Source organism: Pantoea sp. C2G6 (assembly GCF_051336815.1).
GTDB lineage: Bacteria > Pseudomonadota > Gammaproteobacteria > Enterobacterales > Enterobacteriaceae > Pantoea.
The window spans coordinates 206085-224090 of record NZ_JBGMNJ010000003.1; the positions used below are offsets into that span (position 1 = coordinate 206085).

Consider the following 18006-nt stretch of genomic DNA (forward strand, 5'->3'; position numbering starts at 1 on the left):
TTTTCGCTCACTAAAATAAATCGCGACTTTACCGCCGTAATGTAGTTAACCAATGATTTTTCGAGGGTAACCCCCTTATTCGACTCACCCTGTCGTGCAGAGCACTGAATCAGCACGACGTGGGTTCATTTACTCAGATGAGCTTCTCTAGCAAACGGAGGTAGCAAGTGACCATTGCGATTGTAATTGGTACACACGGCTGGGCAGCAGAGCAATTGCTGAAAACAGCAGAGATGCTGTTAGGCGAGCAGGACAATGTTGGCTGGATCGACTTTGTCCCTGGCGAAAACGCAGAAACATTGATTGAAAAATATCAGGCGCGACTGGCAGAACTGGATACCACCCAGGGCGTGCTGTTTCTGGTCGATACCTGGGGAGGCAGCCCGTTTAACGCGGCCAGCCGTCTCGTGGTCGATAAGCCGCAGTATGAGGTGGTGGCCGGGGTCAATATCCCGATGCTGGTCGAAACCCTGATGGCGCGTGACGACAATCCGGGCTTTGACGCGCTGGTCGCCGTGGCGGTGGAAACCGGCCGTGAAGGGGTGAAGGCGCTGAAGGCTAAAGAGGCCGCACCGGCTCCGGCGGCCGCGAAACCGGCCGCGGCTCCGCAACCGGTTAAGCCGATGGCGCCAGGCGACCATATGAAGATCGGGCTGGCACGTATTGATGATCGTCTGATACATGGCCAGGTGGCGACGCGCTGGACCAAAGAGACCAACGTTCAGCGCATTATCGTGGTCAGCGATGAGGTCGCCAACGACCATGTGCGTAAAACGCTGCTGACGCAGGTAGCCCCGCCAGGCGTGACGGCGCATGTGGTGGATGTCGATAAGATGGTCAGGGTCTGGAATAACCCCAAATATGGTCAGGATCGGGTGATGCTGCTGTTTACCAACCCCACCGATGTGCTGCGCGTGGTGGAACAGGGCGTCGATATTAAATCGGTCAACATTGGAGGAATGGCGTTTCGCCAGGGCAAAACCCAGGTCAACAATGCCGTCTCGGTCGATGAGAAAGATATTGCCGCATTCCGCAAACTCAACGAGCGCAATATCGAACTGGAAGTCCGTAAAGTATCCAGTGACCAGAAGCTGAAAATGATGGATCTGATTGCGAAAGTCAATGCGTAACCGAGCGCCATCGGCGCCTGCATTTCCGGGCGCATTTTCGTTATCCCGCTGAGGACAAGAAGCATGATGGAAATAACCACGCTACAAATTATTTTAATCTTTATTGTCGCCTGTATTGCCGGTATGGGGTCGATTCTGGATGAGTTCCAGTTTCACCGACCGCTGGTGGCCTGTACCCTGATTGGGGTGGTGCTGGGTGATATGAAAACCGGCATTATCATCGGGGGTACGCTGGAGATGATCGCGCTGGGCTGGATGAATATCGGTGCCGCCGTGGCACCCGATGCCGCCCTCGCCTCGATTATCTCCACCATCCTGGTTATCGCTGGCGGTCAGAGCGTCGGTGCCGGTATCGCGCTGGCCATTCCGCTGGCTGCCGCCGGACAGGTACTGACTATTATTGTGCGTACCCTGACGGTCGCCTTCCAGCACGCCGCGGATAAAGCGGCAGAAAAAGGCAACCTCACGGCCATCTCCTGGATCCACGTCTCCGCCCTGCTGTTACAGGCGATGCGTATCGCTATCCCGGCGCTGATTGTGGCGATCTCGGTCGGCACCAGCGCTGTCCATGCCCTGCTCAGTTCGATCCCTGAAGTGGTCACCAACGGTCTGAATATCGCGGGTGGCATGATTGTGGTGGTTGGTTACGCGATGGTCATCAACATGATGCGCGCCGGCTACCTGATGCCGTTCTTCTACCTCGGCTTCGTCACTGCGGCCTTCACCAACTTTAACCTGGTGGCGCTGGGCGTGATCGGCGTGGTGATGGCGGTGCTGTATATCCAGCTCAGTCCGAAATATAACCGTGTGGCGGGTGAGGCTTCCGGCCCGGCGGCTGCAAACGATCTTGATAACGAACTCGATTAAGGAACAGGTGAGCACATGGTTGATATTACGAAAGTCGAAAAGAAACTGACACCGGGCGATGTGCGGGCCGTCTTTATGCGCTCGAACCTGTTTCAGGGATCGTGGAACTTTGAACGTATGCAGGCGCTGGGCTTCTGCTTCTCGATGGTGCCGGTGATCCGCCGTCTCTATCCTGAGAACAACGATGAGCGTAAGCAGGCGATTAAGCGCCACCTGGAGTTCTTTAACACCCATCCTTATGTGGCCGCGCCGGTGCTGGGCGTCACCATGGCGATGGAAGAGCAGCGTGCCAATGGCGCACCCATTGACGACGGTGCGATTAACGGCCTGAAAGTCGGCCTGATGGGTCCGCTGGCGGGCGTTGGTGACCCGATCTTCTGGGGTACGGTGCGTCCGGTGTTTGCCGCGCTGGGGGCGGGGATTGCGATGAGCGGTAGCCTGCTCGGTCCCCTGCTGTTCTTTGTGCTGTTTAACCTGGCGCGCCTGCTGACCCGCTACTACGGGGTGGCCTATGGCTACCGCAAAGGGATCGATATTGTCAGCGATATGGGCGGCGGTTTCCTGCAAAAACTGACGGAGGGCGCCTCGATTCTGGGCCTGTTTGTCATGGGGGCGCTGGTTAACAAGTGGACCCATGTCAACATCCCGCTGGTGGTGTCACGTATTACCGATTCCACCGGCAAAACCACCGTTACCACGGTTCAGTCGATCCTGGATCAGTTGATGCCTGGGGTGGTGCCGCTGCTGCTGACCTTTGCCTGTATGTGGCTGTTACGTCGCAAAGTGAATGCGCTGTGGATCATCGTCGGCTTCTTTGCCATCGGTATCTTTGGCTACTGGATCGGCCTGCTTGGTCTGTAGTTCAGCTGACCGGGAGCGCAGGCTCCCGGTTTTTTAAGCGTGGTGAGCTGAGCCGTGAGTGGCTGATCTCACCCTGTTTGAGGTAGATGTGATGTCCTTAACCGACCTATTGATGGCGTGCTGCATCGCCGCCCTGCTGCTCTTTGCGATCTATGACGAGGTGATACTGCCCCGGCGGCGCGGCCCGACCCGCTTACGGGTGGCCCTGCGCCGACAGCACAAAATCGACAGCCTGATTTTTATCGGGCTGTTGCTGATTCTGCTCTGGAACAACATCAGCCATCAGGGTCCGCAGCTCACCACCTCACTGCTGATGGTGCTGAGCTTTCTGGCGTTCTGGCTCTTCTGGCTGCGTCGGCCAAAGCTGCTGATGAAGAGTGAGGGGCTGTTTTACGCCGGGGTATGGATCGACTACCGGCGGATTCAGGGAATGAATCTCTCTGAGGATGGCATTCTGGTGATCCAGCTTGAACAGCGCCGGCTGCTCATCGCGGTGCAGCAGCTCGACGATCTGGAGCGGATTTACACTACGCTGGTAGAGGCGCGCTAGTCGCGCTGCCAGAGCATCAGGGTAAAGTCAGCATCACAGCTGAACTGCACGCTCTGATGCAGCGTCTGCCAGACATCGTCCCGTGCCCGCCAGGCGAAAGGGGTCATCTGCAATAACGTGGTGGCGTCCGCGCCGGTCAGCGTCATCGGATAGTGCAGCGTGTGCTGCGCCAGCTGGCGGAATCCCGGATAATCTTTCTGTTCCGGCGCATGTAGCTGCACCTCACGGTAGATCAGCGCCTTGAACTGCTGTAAATGGTGCGGGCCAGGGGTAACAGTCAGCACGATACCGCCGGGCTTCAGCACCCGCGCCAGTTCCGCTTCATTACAGGGAGCGTAGATACGTACAATCGCATCCAGTGAGCCATCCGCAAAGGGTAAGCGCTGACTGGAGGCGACGCAGAAACGCACCGCAGGATAGCGCTTTGCGGCCAGCCGGATCGCCATTCTCGCCACATCCAGGCCATAGACCTGACCGGCCTCGCCAGCCGCCTCCGCCAGGGCCGCGGTGTAGTACCCCTCCCCGCAGCCAATATCCAGAATCTGGCTCTGCGGCAGCGTCAGTGATTCCGCCAGCAGACTCACCACGCGATCGCGCAGCGGCTGATAGTAGCCCGCCTCAAGAAACTCCCGTCGCGCCTGCATCATCTCTGCGCTGTCACCCGGCTCACGTGACCGTTTATGCTGAACGGGCAGCAGATTGACGTAGCCCTCTTTGGCCTGGTCAAACTGATGACGGTTTTCACAGCACCAGCTGCGTTCAGTGAAAGAGAGAGGAGAATGACAAAGGGGACAAATCAGCGACATGGGGCACTCCGGCAACAGATAACGCGGCGCAGTGTAACCTTAACGTTTACGCATCGGAAGCATAAACAAAGCCCCGGCTATTCAGCCAGGGCTTTAAGATTCCATGTCAGGGTGCTGAGCACCGGCATCGGAGTTGAATCAGATAGCGGTAACGTTAACTGCCGCTGGGCCTTTCTGGCCGTCCTGAATTTCGAACTCAACGCTTTGGCCTTCGGCCAGGGTTTTGAAACCGTTGCCCTGGATAGCGGAGAAGTGTACGAACACATCTTTGCTACCGTCAGCAGGAGTGATAAAACCAAAACCTTTAGACTCGTTGAACCACTTAACCTGACCTTTAATCTTTGCCATTTTGCAAATTCCTTTAGATGTTTATTTAGCCCGAAGGCTGTCTTACAGAAAAACCAGAGACATTACTGCATGAGGCACTAATTAAGGTTCGGCAAGGAAGCGGTATTCAACGTCAACGTTTTTACTCGAAACTTCTTTACTGAAGATGCCATGCATAAACAGAACTGTACCTCGTTTAACCCACGAATTGTTATCACATATCCTAAAAATAATGGCAAGCCATTTTTAAAGCCTCCGTGAGGCTTTGCGCACAATTGCCAGAACGCTCACATTGCCTGTTGCCGAGGCTTCAGCAGTGATACCCGACTGCGCCGCCAAATAAGGCATGCGGCTATTCCCGCGGCGGCGTTGCGGCGATCTGTGCCCGGCTTTCGCTTTATCCTGCGGCATAACCTGATGGATAACATAAGAATTTAATATTGCATAAATATGGCAATCGCCGAATTAATAAGCGAAGCGGCAGCGACCAATGTGGCATTTAACCCCCGGCAATTCTGTACAGCGAGATTTATTTCGTACAGGTAATCGCTTTTCTGCACCAAAAGCAGGAGCAATACATTAGCCTTGCTCCAAATAAAAGCAGAGATACTCACGCAGCTTATTAAAAAGTTAACTTTCGATATGAACAATTGATGTCAGATTAAAACGGGACAGGTTTATTTTATCCCGGACGCCTTAAGACTATTCCTGGTCGACATTATCCAGCGGGCGGCTCTCCCCTATTCGCCAGGGAGAAAAGCCGCCATCTGGCTCATTTGCCCGGCGCAGCGCATCTGCCAGCTCGGCGGGCGGGGCATCCAGCGACTCGTCAGCCAGCTCAAACACCCCCCAGTGAATCGGCAGCGTCAGCGGTCTGCCTGCCGCCTGCCACAGCGAAACGGCCTGATCCGGGTCCATATGCTGAGCCGCCATGAACCATTTTGGTGCGTAAGCGCCTATCGGTAACGCGGCCAGGTTGAAAGGCCCTAAACGTTCAGGGATCTCCAGCAGCCGCGCTGAATAGCCGCTGTCGCCTGAAAACCAGAAGCGCAGCGAGCCACATCGCACCACCCAGCCACACCAGAGTGAGCGGTTTCTGTCGCGCAGGGTGCGCATACTCCAGTGGCGTGCCGGAACCGCGTCGATGGTGATATCGCCCAGCGAAAGCGACTGCCACCAGTCGGGCTGATGCACCTGTTTCACCCCCTGTCGGCGGCACCAGGCAGCCAGACCCAGCGGCACAATAAAGGTCGCCTGCGGGAAATGCCGGACAATCACTTTTACGCTTGCCCGATCAAGATGGTCGTAGTGGTTATGTGAGACCAGCACCGCATCCAGCCGTGGCAGATCGGCCAGATTGAGTGGCGAAGGCGTCTTACGCCGCGGCCCGGCAAAAGGCAGCGGCGAGGCGCGCGACGAGAGCGCGGGATCGATCAGCAGATATTGCTGTTTGATCCTTAACAACACGGCGGCATGGCCCAGCCACCAGATGCGATCGTCGTCCCCCCTTAAATCGGCGGGCTGCCACCATTGATCGGCAAAAGCGTCATAGCCCTGCTGCGGCGGCCGCGGCAGACCCTGCGCCTTGCGTTCCTCACGCCAGCGTTTCAAATCTCCTGGCTGGCGCGAGTCTCCTTCCGGGTTACAGAATCCGGTTGGGGTATGGTGCGCTTTGCTGCTGTCGTACCACGGATTTCTCCATGCCATGCCGCCTCCCGGCCCTGATTAACGTTCCGGGATCAGCCGGATGAAATCGCGCTTATCCTGATCGTCATCGCTCTTTTTCACCTCTGCGCCGGGCTGAAGTTCAACCAGACGGCGCAGCAGCTGGTTCTGCTTCTTCTGCTCCTCCAGCAGCTGCTCCAGTAAGCGGATATGCTCACCGGCCCGCACGCTGGCCCGGTTAACAAAGAACCAGGCGATAAAGGCCACAATCAAAATAATGACCAGCAGGCCATAGCTGACCAGCGGCCCCGCATTTGCGGCTAACTCATTCATAACTGCCTCATAAACCTGAGTGAAACACCAAAAACATGACAGCCTCACATTCTACCTGTCGCGGCTGCAAAAGATAATGGGCGAAGCAGTAATGCAGATTATGCCGTTTCAGTTATCTCTGATCGATTCCAGCGGTAAAGGGAGGCATGCTGGTAGCCGCATAACCCGTCGCAGCAGGTGGAGCGCTGCGTGATCGATTTCAAGGAGACAATATGAAACTGTTTGTTCGGACGGTAGGATTGCTGGCCGTGATCTGGCTGGCAATGCTGTTTACCGGCTATGGCGTATTAACCGGCAGTACGAAGAACGCGGCCGGGCTGGGGCTGCAATGCAGCTATCTCACGGCGCGCGGCGTGATCAGTGCTCAGTATCTGCATACTGACAGTGGCGTGGTAGGGGTCAGCGACTGTCCGCTGCTGAAGAAGAGCGTCGAGGTTATCGATAATTAAGGCTGCGGGCCAGCAGGCCCGCCGCACTCAGAAGGGATAGTCGTGATAGCCCATTTCGGCTGACACGGTGCGTGCCGCCCGGTGCAGCATCGCCACGTAATCCTGTCGTGCATCCTCTGAAAAGCGAATGGTGGGAAAAGAGATGCTGAGGCCGGCAATCACCACCCCAAAGCGGTCGAACACCGGCACCGCGATGCAGCGTAGTCCCTCTTCCTGCTCTTCGTTATCTTCGCCATAGCCCTGAATTTTGACCTGGTCCAGCGCCTCAAGCAGCGCCCCGGCGCTTAACAGCGTCCTGGCGGTGCTGCGTTTAAACTCCACGTCGCGCAGGATCTCCTCCACTTCACTGCGATCACGCCAGGCGAGCAGCACCTTACCGATGGCGGTGGTGTGCAACGGATTGCGGCGGCCGATGCGCGAATACATCCGCAGGTTATAGAGCGAGTCGATTTTATGGATGTAGACAATGCTGTCCTCTTCCAGCGCACCGAGGTGAATGGTCTCTTTGGTCAGGCGCGACAACTCCCGCATCTGCAAATCCGCACTGCGAATTAAATCGACGTTTTGCAGCGCTTTGGCACCCAGCTCAAACAGTTTCAGCGTCAGCGAGTACTTTTCGCTCTCTCCCTCCTGGGTCACGTAGCCCAGCGACTTCATGGTCTGAAGGAAGCGATAGACGGTGCTCTTGGACATCATCACACGTTGCGCGAGTTCGGTAATACCGTGATCCCGCTCTTCACCCAGCGCCTGGAGGATACCGAACACTTTCAGTACCGAGGAGACCGAATCAGGCTGTTTATCATTTTCAGCAGAGGACATTGCGCACCTTGTTAAACCTGTTTCAAAAAAAATGGAACGAGCTGTCAGTATAGAGTGAGGCAGCAAGTTGCAGCAATGCTTTAACCATTAAGTCATATTTTAAGACATATTATTGTCAGCCCGGACGCTGCATTTCGGCGACAACTTGATTAGCATGATGATATTCACTCTCTTTAGTAACCAGCTTATGACACTCTCCGCGTCTCAGGACGGATTACCTGCACCACAACGCTACCTGGCGATTCTGACCATCGCGCTGGGCATTACCATGGCCGTGCTGGATGGTGCCATCGCCAACATCGCGCTGCCGACTATTTCGCGTGAACTGAATGCCAGTCCGGCGCAGTCCATCTGGATCGTCAACGCCTATCAGATTGCGATTATCGTCTCGCTGCTGTCACTCTCCTTTCTCGGCGACATGCTGGGCTATCGCCGCATCTATCAGGCTGGTCTGGCGCTGTTTGTCGCCACCTCGCTGTTCTGCGCCCTCTCCACCTCGCTCAACATGCTGACGTTCGCCCGCGTGCTACAGGGATTTGGCGGGGCGGCGCTGATGAGCGTCAATACGGCGCTGATACGCATCATCTACCCGCAGCGTCATCTGGGCCGCGGGATGGCGATCAACTCGCTGGTGGTGGCGGTTTCCACCGCGGCGGGTCCGACGGTGGCCGCGGCGATCCTCTCGGTGGCGAGCTGGAAATGGCTGTTTCTGATCAACGTGCCGCTGGGCGTCGTGGCGCTCTGGCTGGCGCTGCGTACCCTGCCCGATAATCCCCAGAAAGCGACCACGCAGAAATTTGATCTGCCCAGCGCCGTGATGAACGCCCTGTTCTTTGGCCTGCTGATCTCAGCCTTAAGCGGCTTTGCGCAGGGACAGAGCCGGCTGCTGGTGCTGTCACAGGTGCTGATCCTGCTGGTGGTCGGCTGGTTCTTTATCCGCCGTCAGCTGAATATGGCGGTGCCGCTGCTGCCGGTCGATCTGCTGCGTATTCCGATTTTCAGCCTGTCGATGGGCACCTCAGTCTGTTCCTTCTGCGCGCAGATGCTGGCGATGGTTTCACTGCCCTTTTTTCTGCAAAACGTCCTGCATCGCGATGAGGTGACAACCGGTTTGCTGTTAACGCCCTGGCCGCTGGCGACCATGGTGTTCGCCCCGATCGCTGGCCGGTTGATTGAGCGGGTGCATGCCGGGCTGCTTGGCGGTATCGGGCTGGCCATGTTCGCCGCTGGCCTCTTCTCGCTGGCCTGGCTGCCAGCCGATCCCACCAATGGCGAAATTATCTGGCGTATGATGTTATGCGGCGCAGGCTTTGGCCTGTTTCAGTCGCCCAACAACCACACCATTGTCAGCGCTGCGCCGCGTCATCGCAGCGGGGGTGCCAGCGGCATGCTGGGCACGGCGCGTCTGCTGGGTCAGAGTATGGGAGCGGCACTGGTGGCGCTGATGTTTAATCTGTTTGATCAGAGCGGCACGCACGCCTCGCTGCTGCTGGCGGGCAGCTTTGCAGCGCTGGCGACCCTTGTCAGTCTCTCCCGCATGACCCAAAGCCGCGCGGGCTGACCGCAGAAAAAACAAAGGCGACCCGCAGGTCGCCTTTGTTGTCTCGCTCAGCTCTATTTCAGATACTCGCCGCTGCGCAGCGCTTCGATACGCTTGTCTAGCGGCGGGTGCGACATAAACAGCTCGCTGAATGACTTGTTTTTACCGTTGATACAGAACGCCATCATGCTGCCTGGCTCCTGCGGCTCATAGCTGGTTTTCAGACGCTGTAACGCCGCGATCATCTTCTCACGACCCACCAGTTTCGCAGAGCCCGCGTCGGCATGGAACTCGCGGTGACGTGAGAACCACATGGTGATAATGCTGGCGAGAATACCAAACACCAGCTCCAGCACCATCGACACCGCAAAATAGACCAGCGGGTTGCCGTTGCTGCTCTCTTCACCATCACGGTTGCCGGACATAAAGCCCGCCGCAATCTGCGCCAGGATACGTGAAACGAAAATCACAAAGGTGTTCACGATACCCTGAATCAGCGTCATGGTGATCATGTCGCCGTTGGCGATATGCGAGATTTCATGGGCCAGCACCGCTTCCGCTTCATCACGGCTCATATTTTGCAGCAACCCGGTTGAAACCGCGACCAGGGAAGCATCGCGCCGTGCGCCGGTGGCAAACGCATTAATATCGGGTGCGTGGTAGATCGCCACCTGCGGCATCGCAATGCCCGCCTGTTGTGCCTGGCGGCCAATGGTCTCCACCAGCCAGCGCTCCGTTTCATTGCGGGGCTGTTCAATCACTTCACCGCCAACCGAACGCAGCGCCATCCACTTCGACATCAACAGTGAAACAAACGCACCGCCGAAGCCAAACAGACCTGCCATGATCATCAGGCCCTGAACACTGCTTGACTGGATCCCTGTCAGGCTGAGAATCAGCCCGAATACCAACATCACAGCCAGGTTGGTCATCAGGAAAAGAGCAATACGCATCATATTTGTTAATCTTCCTCAGTAGTTCACGCGGCTATCCGCGGATACATATCCTATGAGCATTGTGCCGCTTTTCAAGCGACCTTAACGTTTAAGTGTCTAAAAAGACATAACTTTACATTTTGTCACGGCTGGCGGACAGCCCGGCCCTCAGCCGCTATCAGCGCGGTTAATCTTTACTGCGCGGAAACTTTTTCAGCGGCAAAAAAAAGCACCGCGCTGCGGTGCTTTTTCTGACCAGTGCGGTTATTTCGCCGCCGGTGCTTCAGGTCGGGATTTTTCCAGCTGCGCCAGATCGTTGGCAATCTTCACCGTCTCATCAAGATAAGGATCCGGCTCTTTATAATCTTTCGGCAGCTCATCCAGATTTTTCAGCGGCTTTTTACCTTCCGCCTGATAACGCGCGTTGATTCGCTCCAGACGCAACGCATCATCTTCGTGATTCTCTTTCTCACGCTGGGCAAGATTGAGTGACACGATGTTGCGTTTATCTTTCAGGGCATTGAACCGCTCAATGTCCTTCATGATGTACTGGAACTCACGATCCTGCGCGATACGCTCCGCATGCTCTTTGGTCAGCTGCGGCACCAGCGCTTTAACGTCACCGGTTTTAACGTAGGTCGCCGCATTGATGCTGTCCCACGGCAGCGCGTTATCTTCGAATTTCTCGCCGGTTTCCGCCGCTTCAACGCCGGTTGGCATCAGCAGATCGGGCGTGACGCCTTTACGCTGTGTGCTGCCGCCGTTAATGCGATAGAACTTCTGAATGGTATAGGAGACCGAACCCAGCGCCGGCCATTCCGGGCGCAGCATCTGATCGTAGATACGGTTCAGCGAGCGATACTGCTGCACTGTCCCTTTACCAAAAGTCGGTTCGCCAACGATCACCGCCCGGCCATAATCCTGCATCGCCGCAGCGAAAATCTCTGAAGCTGAGGCGCTGAAGCGGTCAACCAGCACCACCAGCGGGCCTTTATAGTAAACCACGCCGTCGTTGTCGCTATCTTCACGAACCCGGCCGTTGTTGTCGCGCACCTGCACCACCGGACCTGAAGGAATAAACAAGCCGGACAATGAGACCGCTTCGGTCAGTGCGCCGCCGCCGTTGGTACGCAGATCGATCACCACGCTGTCGACGTTCTGTTTTTGCAGTTTCTGCAACTGCACTTTGACGTCGTCAGTCAGGCCGACATAGAAGCCAGGAATGTCGAGCACGCCGACTTTCTGCTTGCCGACATTTTTCACGCTCATTTTCACCGCGCGATCTTCCAGACGGATCTTCTCGCGGGTCAGCGTCACGGTCCGGGTTTTGGTTCCCTTCCCGGCGGGCAGAACTTCAAGCCGCACTTTGCTGCCTTTCGGTCCTTTAATTTTTGCCACCACATCATCCAGACGCCAGCCAATCACATCTTCCATTGGCTTGCCTGGCTGACCGACGCCCACGATGCGATCGCCAACGGTAATGGCTTTACTTTTCGCCGCCGGGCCGCCTGCGACCATCGAGTTGATCACGGTGTAGTCGTCATCCATCTGTAATACCGCGCCAATCCCTTCCAGCGAGAGGCTCATCTCGGTGTTGAACTGTTCAGTATTACGCGGTGACAGATAGCTGGTGTGCGGATCGATTTCGTGCGCGAAAGCGTTCATCACCAGCTGGAATACATCTTCGCTGTTGCTCTGAGCCAGACGACGGATGGCGAAGTTGTAACGCTTGGTCAGAACATCGCGGATCTCTTTGTCATCTTTACCAGCCAGTTTCAGGCTCAGCTGGTCATATTTGACCTTGGCATCCCACAGCGCGTTGAGTTCAGATTGATCTTTTGGCCACGGCGCTTTCGCCCGGTCAATGTCAATGGTGTCATTACCGCTGAAGTTCATCGGGCGAGCCAGCACCGTCAGCGCATACTGATAGCGCTCAAAACGGCGTTTCTGCGCCAGATTATAAATATCGTAAAACAGATCCAGCTTGCCACTGCGCAGCTCATCGCCCACGGTGGTTTTTTTGCTGGCAAACTGTGCCACATCGGAGGCCAGCAGCACATTGTGGTTGTAGTCGAGCATGTTCAGGTAGCGATCAAAGATCTTCGCTGAAAAGTCCTGATTCAGGTCGAACTGACGGTAGTGGGAACGGGTAAAGCGCGACGTCACACGTTCGCTTACCGTAGGATCCTGCGCTTCTTCGTGAAGCTGGGGGATCTGATCGGCGCGGGTAATGTTTTCCGCGCCAAAAGCGGGGCCTGCCAGTAGCAGGCCCGCAATGAATCCAACTTTAAAAAGGGTGTTCATGCCGGGGTTAGCCTCCGTTTCAGAACTGCAAATGTTCTGCGCGCACAATCATTGCCATGCCGGAAGCGAGCTGGACCCGAACGCCGTCTTTTGATACTTCAAGAACGGTAGCGTCCATTGCACTTTTGCCTGCTTTAACTTTAATACTCTGGCCGGGTTGCAAAGTTGAGGTATCAGTGATGGGTCGGGCTTCCTGCTCCGGGCGTGGCGCCGGTTTGCGGTGCTGTGAGGCGGTCGCGCGTGGTGCAGTGGACTGCGGACGCGGTTTACGCGCGGCGTCGCCTTCTGCGGGTTTACGCGGCGCAGGCTTGCGGGGACGACGCGGTGCTGCGCCCTCTTCGCTTTCGCCCGCTTCACGCCGTGCGGCACGCTGCTGATCGCGCTGCGCCTGGACGCGCGCTTTGGCTTCTTCCAGCTGCTTACGTGCATGCTCAACGTGCTGCTCATCCAGCACGCCACAGGCGTTGCCGTCGAGATCGACACGGGTAGCACCGGCTTTGATGCCGTAGAGATAACGCCAGCTTGAGGTATAGAGACGCAGCGCAGAACGCAGCTGCGTTTTGCTCAGCCCCATTTCGCCCTGAACACGCTCAACCAGATCCTGAAAGATACCGATTTTGAGCGGACGCGCTTCACCTTCAGCGCTAAAGCAGTGCGGGAAGCGCTCCGCCAGAAAGCTAACAACTTCTTTACTGCTATTCAACTTAGGTTGATTTTCCATGAAATTTCCTGATTACAACGGGTTTGCCGACCAGCGCAGGCATGAACAGGCGTCATTATAATGACAACATCGCTAATTGCCATGCGATCCAGACGATTAGCTGCGTGTCAGCCGCAGATATTTTTCTAAGTCGCTGTTCGCAAGCACGTCACAAAGCCCGTTGGTCAGTGCCACCAGCCCCGATTCGTCATCGCTGTCAAAGCGATTGTATTCCACACTGTCGATGTCCAGCACCCCAACCACCGTGCCATTTACTTTCAGAGGAATCACAATCTCAGCGTTACTGGCCGCGTCGCAGGCGATATGGCCCGGAAACGCATGCACATCATCCACACGTTGCACCTTTTCTTCTGCCAGCGCCGTGCCACACACCCCTTTACCGACCGGAATCCGCACACAGGCGATTTTGCCCTGAAAAGGCCCCAGTACCAGCGTATTCTCTTCCGTCAGCAGGTAGAAACCTGCCCAGTTCACGCCATCGAGACGTTCATACACCAGCGCGCTAAAGTTACCCATGGCGGCGAGGAACGAGGTCTCTCCCGCTAACAAGGCGCGCATATCGCGATTCAAATCGGCGTAAAAGGCAGTTTTATTCATTATTTAACCGTTACCAATGACATCTGAACGGGGTGATGTAGACCGTTCGTTAAAAATAAGTTTTAAATATCCAGAGTGACAAGGTGAATCATAGCGTTAGTTACTATACCCTTAGCATTCTGTGGATCGAAGCGTGATGCCCGAGACAGGCACACAGAGCATGTCTTAAAGACCAATATCAGTTACTTTTGCAGAGCGAATATTGCCTCACCCTATGAAAATTCACGCTATCAGCCAGACATTGCCTCACGCACGTTATCAGCGTTGCCCGCAATGCGATACCCTTTTTTCCTTACCGGATGTGAAATCGGATCAGTCAGCCTATTGCCCGCGCTGCAACGCCCAGGTTCTCAGCGGTCGCGACTGGTCAATGACCCGCCTGATGGCGATGGCCGCCACGATGATCGTGTTAATGCCCTTCGCTTTTTCCCTGCCGCTGGTGGATATACGCCTGCTCGGCATGCGCATCAATGCCAGCGTGCTGGAGGGGGTGATCCAGATGACGCAGCAGGGCGATGTGCTGACCGCATCGATGGTGGCGTTCTGCACCATTGGCGCGCCGGTGACGCTGGTGGCCGGACTCTGCTATCTCGGTATCGGCCACCGCCTCGGAATGAATCTGCGGCCGGTGCTGCTGATGCTGGAGAAGCTCAAAGAGTGGGTGATGCTGGACATCTACCTGATTGGCATCGCTGTGGCGTCGATCAAGGTGCAGGACTATGCATCGCTGGAGGTGGGCTATGGGCTGACGGCTTACATCGCCCTGACGGTGATGAGCGTGCTGACGCTGATCCACCTCAACATAGAGCAGCTGTGGGAGCACTTTTATCCGCAGGAGCCTGCCAATGTGGCGCGTGATGACCTCCAGGTCTGTCTGAATTGCCACCATACCGGCGTGCCGGATCAACGGGGTCGTTGTCCGCGCTGCCACACCCCGCTAGACTTCCGCCGCCGGCACAGTTTGCAAAAATCCTGGGCCGCACTGATCGCCTCTATTGTGCTGCTGATCCCGGCTAACCTGATGCCGATTTCCGTGGTTTACCTCAACGGTTCCCGGCGCGAAGACACGATTTTCTCCGGCATCCTGTCGCTGGGTGAAGGCAATATCCCGGTGGCGGCGATTGTCTTTATCGCCAGTATCCTGGTGCCCTTTACCAAAGTGCTGGTGATGCTGACGCTGCTGCTCAGCATTCACTTTCGCTGTGAACAGGGACTGAGAACCCGTATCCGCCTGCTACGCTTCGTCAGCTGGGTGGGACGCTGGTCGATGCTCGATCTGTTTGTCATTTCATTAACCATGTCGCTGGTCAACCGTGATCAGCTGCTGGCTTTTACCATGGGACCGGCGGCGCTGTTTTTCGGCGCGGCCGTCATCCTGACCATTATGTCTGTTGAGTGGCTGGACAGCCGCCTGCTCTGGGATGCACATGCAACAGGAAACGCCGACTACACCGACTAACGCGACACTGCGCAATAAACGCAAAGTTTCGCCCTTCTGGCTGCTGCCGATTATCGCGATGCTGATCGCCTGCTGGTTGCTCTGGACCAATTATCAGGAGCGCGGCACCACGATTACTATTAACTTCCAGACGGCGGATGGGATTGTGCCGGGCCGCACGCCTGTGCGTTATCAGGGTGTGGAAGTGGGCACGGTGCAGGGCATCAATCTCAGTGACGACTATCGCCGCATTCAGATCAAAGCCAGTATCAAAAGCGACATGCGCGACGCGCTGCGTGAAGATACCCAGTTCTGGCTGGTGACGCCTAAAGCGTCATTAGCGGGCGTCTCGGGGCTGGATGCGCTGGTCGGCGGTAACTATATCGGGATGATGCCAGGCAAAGGCAAACCGAGCGAGACCTTTACCGCACTCGATACCCAGCCCAAATATCGGGTCAACACCGGCGAGCTGCTGATCCATCTGCACGCACCCGATCTCGGTTCACTCAACACCGGTTCGCTGGTCTACTACCGCAAAATTCCGGTCGGGCGGGTCTACGACTACAGCATCAATAGCAGCACCGACGGCGTGGCGATTGATGTGCTGATTGAGCGCCGGTTTACCAATCTGGTGAAGACCAACAGCCGCTTCTGGAACGTGTCGGGCGTCAATGCTGACGTCAGCCTGAGCGGAGCCAAAGTGCAGCTGGAGAGTCTGGCGGCGCTGGTCAATGGCGCGATTGCGTTCGACTCCCCCGAGGGCGCGGAACCGGCCAAAGCGGAGCAGAACTACCGGCTCTACCCGGATCTGGCGCATAGCCAGCGCGGGGTGCAGATTACGCTGGATCTGCCAGACGGCAGGAATCTCAAGGCGGGTAGCACCCCGCTGATCTATCAGGGCCTGGAGGTCGGAACGCTGACCAAACTCAACCTGCTGGATGGCGGCAAAGTCACCGGCGAACTGACCCTCGATCCCTCTGTGGTCGGTCTGATGCGCAGCGGCACCCGTATTGAGATGCACAGTCCGAAACTCAGCCTGACCGATACCAGTCTCAGCGCGCTGCTGACCGGCAATACTCTGGAACTGGTGCCGGGCGAAGGTGAGCCGCAGCAGCACTTTACCGTGCTACCGTCGAATGAAACCCTGCTGCAAAAACCCCATGTGCTGACGGTAAAACTCAGCGCACCAGAGAGTTACGGTATCGATCAGGGCCAGCCGCTGATGCTGCACGGTATGCAGATTGGCCAGGTGATGTCGCGTTCACTGGATGCGAATGGCGTTAACTTTGTGGTGGCGGTTGACCCGGAACATCGCGAGCTGGTGCACGGTGACAGCAAATTTATCGTCAACAGCCGGCTTGATGTGAAGTTTGGCCTCGACGGGATGCAGGTGTTAGGTGCCAGCGCCCGTGAGTGGGTGGATGGCGGCATCCGGCTGGAGCCGGGTAAAAAAGGTGAACCGAAAAACGCCTATCCGCTGTTTGCCGATGCTGAAAAAGCGGATGAAGGTATCACTGGCGACGCCCCTTCAACCACCCTCTCGCTGACCGCCACCAGCCTGCCCGACGTGCAGGCTGGCTCGGTCGTGCTCTACCGGAAATATCAGGTGGGCGAGATTGTGAAAGTGACCCCGCGCGCCGATGCGTTTGATATTGCGGTCCATATCAAACCGGAATACCGCAAGCTGCTGACCCCGGAAAGCGTCTTCTGGGCCGAAGGCGGCGCGCGCGTCAGCCTTAACGGCAGCGGTCTGACCGTGCAGGCGTCACCGCTGAACCGGGCGCTGAAAGGCGCGATCAGTTTTGACAATATGAGCGGAGCGCAATCGGCCAAAGGGGCGAAGCGGGTGCTCTACTCCTCTGAGACCGCCGCCCGCGCGGTGGGCAGCCAGATTACGCTGCACACCTATGACGCCAGCAAGCTCTCGGCCGGGATGCCGATTCGCTATCTGGGGATTAATGTCGGCCAGGTGGAATCGCTGTCGCTGAGTCAGGATAACAACCAGGTAGTGGCGAAAGCGGTGCTCTATCCCGAATATGTGCAGGATTTTGCCCGCATCGGCAGCCGCTTCTCGGTGGTTTCACCGGAAATTTCCGCCGCCGGGGTGAACCATCTGGAGACCCTGTTGCAGCCCTACGTCAACGTCGATCCCGGTAAAGGCCGTGCGGCGCGCTCGTTTGAGTTGCAGGAGAGCACCATTACCGATTCGCGCTATCTGAACGGTCTGAACATCTATGTTGACGCCACCGAAGCGGGTTCGCTGTCGCTGGGGACACCAGTGCTGTTCCGGGGTGTTGAGGTGGGTACAGTGACCGGGACCTCGCTGGGCAACATGGCGGATCGCGTTCAGATCGCCCTGCGCATCAGTAAAAAGTATCAGCATCTGGTGCGTAACAATTCGGTGTTCTGGCTGGCGTCCGGTTACAACCTCGACTTCGGTCTGATCGGTGGCGTGGTGAAAACCGGTACCTTCCAGCAGTTTATTCGCGGAGGTATTCAGTTTGCGACGCCGCCAACGGTGCCGCTGGCACCGCAGGCTAACCCGGATAAACACTTCCTGTTGCAGGATGAAGCGCCTAAAGAGTGGCGCAACTGGGGAACGGCGATCCCCTCTCCGCGCTAATTAGCATAAAACGGACAGCCTCTTTCAGACGGCTCAATACG

General features: G+C 56.6%; 18 protein-coding genes. 8 read left to right on the top strand and 10 right to left on the bottom strand.

Annotated features, from left to right (window positions below):
• Positions 1 to 167: 167 nt before the first annotated feature.
• From manX to ACCW71_RS06895, 4 genes are all read left to right on the top strand, one after another.
• Positions 168 to 1130, top strand: coding sequence for a PTS mannose transporter subunit IIAB (gene manX, locus ACCW71_RS06880; protein ID WP_436370398.1), 963 nt, complete (start codon positions 168 to 170; stop codon positions 1128 to 1130).
• 66 nt (positions 1131 to 1196) lie between these two features.
• The gene (locus ACCW71_RS06885) at positions 1197 to 1997 is read left to right on the top strand and encodes a PTS mannose/fructose/sorbose transporter subunit IIC (protein ID WP_436370536.1); all 801 of its coding nucleotides are present in this window, start codon (positions 1197 to 1199) and stop codon (positions 1995 to 1997) included.
• A gap of 15 nt (positions 1998 to 2012) precedes the next feature.
• Positions 2013 to 2858: a PTS mannose transporter subunit IID gene (locus tag ACCW71_RS06890; RefSeq protein WP_436370400.1), complete on the top strand. Its 846-nt coding sequence runs from the start codon at positions 2013 to 2015 to the stop codon at positions 2856 to 2858.
• A 91-nt stretch (positions 2859 to 2949) separates the two neighbouring features.
• Complete coding sequence (locus ACCW71_RS06895; protein WP_436370537.1) at positions 2950 to 3408, top strand: DUF986 family protein; 459 nt, start codon at positions 2950 to 2952, stop codon at positions 3406 to 3408.
• Here the strand turns inward: ACCW71_RS06895 and rlmA are convergent.
• The 5 genes from rlmA to ACCW71_RS06920 all read right to left on the bottom strand — a co-directional run bounded on the left by rlmA (position 3405) and on the right by ACCW71_RS06920 (position 6539).
• A complete protein-coding gene (gene rlmA / locus ACCW71_RS06900; RefSeq protein WP_436370402.1) occupies positions 3405 to 4214 on the bottom strand; it encodes a 23S rRNA (guanine(745)-N(1))-methyltransferase in 810 nt (269 codons plus the stop codon). The two genes, ACCW71_RS06895 and rlmA, sit on opposite strands and share 4 nt — an antisense overlap.
• 138 nt (positions 4215 to 4352) lie before the next feature.
• On the bottom strand, positions 4353 to 4562 hold the full coding sequence (gene cspE, locus ACCW71_RS06905) for a transcription antiterminator/RNA stability regulator CspE (RefSeq protein WP_003852684.1): 210 nt from the start codon (positions 4560 to 4562) through the stop codon (positions 4353 to 4355).
• An 81-nt stretch (positions 4563 to 4643) separates the two neighbouring features.
• The gene (locus ACCW71_RS06910; RefSeq protein WP_436370538.1) at positions 4644 to 4718 is read right to left on the bottom strand and encodes a DUF2627 domain-containing protein; all 75 of its coding nucleotides are present in this window, start codon (positions 4716 to 4718) and stop codon (positions 4644 to 4646) included.
• Positions 4719 to 5243: 525 nt separating this feature from the next.
• Complete coding sequence (locus ACCW71_RS06915) at positions 5244 to 6248, bottom strand: MBL fold metallo-hydrolase (RefSeq protein ID WP_436370403.1); 1005 nt, start codon at positions 6246 to 6248, stop codon at positions 5244 to 5246.
• A gap of 18 nt (positions 6249 to 6266) precedes the next feature.
• Positions 6267 to 6539 (bottom strand): YebO family protein, encoded by a 273-nt coding sequence (locus tag ACCW71_RS06920; RefSeq protein WP_436370404.1) that lies wholly within the window; start codon positions 6537 to 6539, stop codon positions 6267 to 6269.
• Between the two features lie 212 nt (positions 6540 to 6751).
• On the opposite strand from ACCW71_RS06920, the gene ACCW71_RS06925 reads away from it, so the two are divergent.
• On the top strand, positions 6752 to 6988 hold the full coding sequence (locus ACCW71_RS06925) for a YobH family protein (protein ID WP_436370406.1): 237 nt from the start codon (positions 6752 to 6754) through the stop codon (positions 6986 to 6988).
• Positions 6989 to 7015: 27 nt separating this feature from the next.
• Here ACCW71_RS06925 and kdgR read toward each other — a convergent pair whose 3' ends face one another.
• Positions 7016 to 7807, bottom strand: a complete 792-nt coding sequence (gene kdgR, locus ACCW71_RS06930; RefSeq protein ID WP_436370408.1) for a DNA-binding transcriptional regulator KdgR — start codon at positions 7805 to 7807, stop codon at positions 7016 to 7018.
• Between the two features lie 187 nt (positions 7808 to 7994).
• On the opposite strand from kdgR, the gene ACCW71_RS06935 reads away from it, so the two are divergent.
• Positions 7995 to 9368, top strand: a complete 1374-nt coding sequence (locus tag ACCW71_RS06935; protein WP_436370409.1) for an MFS transporter — start codon at positions 7995 to 7997, stop codon at positions 9366 to 9368.
• Between the two features lie 53 nt (positions 9369 to 9421).
• On the opposite strand, the gene htpX is transcribed toward ACCW71_RS06935, so the two are convergent.
• From htpX to ACCW71_RS06955, 4 genes are all read right to left on the bottom strand, one after another.
• Positions 9422 to 10303, bottom strand: a complete 882-nt coding sequence (htpX, locus tag ACCW71_RS06940; RefSeq protein WP_436370411.1) for a protease HtpX — start codon at positions 10301 to 10303, stop codon at positions 9422 to 9424.
• A gap of 243 nt (positions 10304 to 10546) precedes the next feature.
• The gene (prc, locus tag ACCW71_RS06945) at positions 10547 to 12586 is read right to left on the bottom strand and encodes a carboxy terminal-processing peptidase (RefSeq protein WP_436370413.1); all 2040 of its coding nucleotides are present in this window, start codon (positions 12584 to 12586) and stop codon (positions 10547 to 10549) included.
• A 19-nt stretch (positions 12587 to 12605) separates the two neighbouring features.
• Entirely contained in the window at positions 12606 to 13307 is a 702-nt protein-coding gene (gene proQ, locus ACCW71_RS06950; protein ID WP_436370415.1) for an RNA chaperone ProQ, read from the bottom strand.
• A gap of 96 nt (positions 13308 to 13403) precedes the next feature.
• On the bottom strand, positions 13404 to 13904 hold the full coding sequence (locus ACCW71_RS06955; RefSeq protein ID WP_436370417.1) for a GAF domain-containing protein: 501 nt from the start codon (positions 13902 to 13904) through the stop codon (positions 13404 to 13406).
• Between the two features lie 214 nt (positions 13905 to 14118).
• On the opposite strand from ACCW71_RS06955, the gene yebS reads away from it, so the two are divergent.
• A complete protein-coding gene (gene yebS / locus ACCW71_RS06960) occupies positions 14119 to 15363 on the top strand; it encodes a membrane integrity lipid transport subunit YebS (RefSeq protein WP_436370418.1) in 1245 nt (414 codons plus the stop codon).
• Entirely contained in the window at positions 15332 to 17965 is a 2634-nt protein-coding gene (locus tag ACCW71_RS06965) for an MlaD family protein (protein WP_436370420.1), read from the top strand. The genes yebS and ACCW71_RS06965 overlap by 32 nt, the downstream gene beginning before the upstream one ends.
• Positions 17966 to 18006 lie beyond the last annotated feature (41 nt).

Coding starts and splice junctions, on each gene's coding strand:
- htpX (WP_436370411.1), bottom strand. CDS start 10,303: ATGATGCGTATTGCTCTTTTCCTGATGACCAACCTGGCTGTGATGTTG.
- proQ (WP_436370415.1), bottom strand. CDS start 13,307: ATGGAAAATCAACCTAAGTTGAATAGCAGTAAAGAAGTTGTTAGCTTT.
- cspE (WP_003852684.1), bottom strand. CDS start 4,562: ATGGCAAAGATTAAAGGTCAGGTTAAGTGGTTCAACGAGTCTAAAGGT.
- ACCW71_RS06885 (WP_436370536.1), top strand. CDS start 1,197: ATGGAAATAACCACGCTACAAATTATTTTAATCTTTATTGTCGCCTGT.
- ACCW71_RS06895 (WP_436370537.1), top strand. CDS start 2,950: ATGTCCTTAACCGACCTATTGATGGCGTGCTGCATCGCCGCCCTGCTG.
- rlmA (WP_436370402.1), bottom strand. CDS start 4,214: ATGTCGCTGATTTGTCCCCTTTGTCATTCTCCTCTCTCTTTCACTGAA.
- ACCW71_RS06955 (WP_436370417.1), bottom strand. CDS start 13,904: ATGAATAAAACTGCCTTTTACGCCGATTTGAATCGCGATATGCGCGCC.
- ACCW71_RS06935 (WP_436370409.1), top strand. CDS start 7,995: ATGACACTCTCCGCGTCTCAGGACGGATTACCTGCACCACAACGCTAC.
- ACCW71_RS06920 (WP_436370404.1), bottom strand. CDS start 6,539: ATGAATGAGTTAGCCGCAAATGCGGGGCCGCTGGTCAGCTATGGCCTG.
- ACCW71_RS06965 (WP_436370420.1), top strand. CDS start 15,332: ATGCAACAGGAAACGCCGACTACACCGACTAACGCGACACTGCGCAAT.
- prc (WP_436370413.1), bottom strand. CDS start 12,586: ATGAACACCCTTTTTAAAGTTGGATTCATTGCGGGCCTGCTACTGGCA.
- yebS (WP_436370418.1), top strand. CDS start 14,119: ATGAAAATTCACGCTATCAGCCAGACATTGCCTCACGCACGTTATCAG.
- ACCW71_RS06915 (WP_436370403.1), bottom strand. CDS start 6,248: ATGGCATGGAGAAATCCGTGGTACGACAGCAGCAAAGCGCACCATACC.
- ACCW71_RS06890 (WP_436370400.1), top strand. CDS start 2,013: ATGGTTGATATTACGAAAGTCGAAAAGAAACTGACACCGGGCGATGTG.
- ACCW71_RS06925 (WP_436370406.1), top strand. CDS start 6,752: ATGAAACTGTTTGTTCGGACGGTAGGATTGCTGGCCGTGATCTGGCTG.
- kdgR (WP_436370408.1), bottom strand. CDS start 7,807: ATGTCCTCTGCTGAAAATGATAAACAGCCTGATTCGGTCTCCTCGGTA.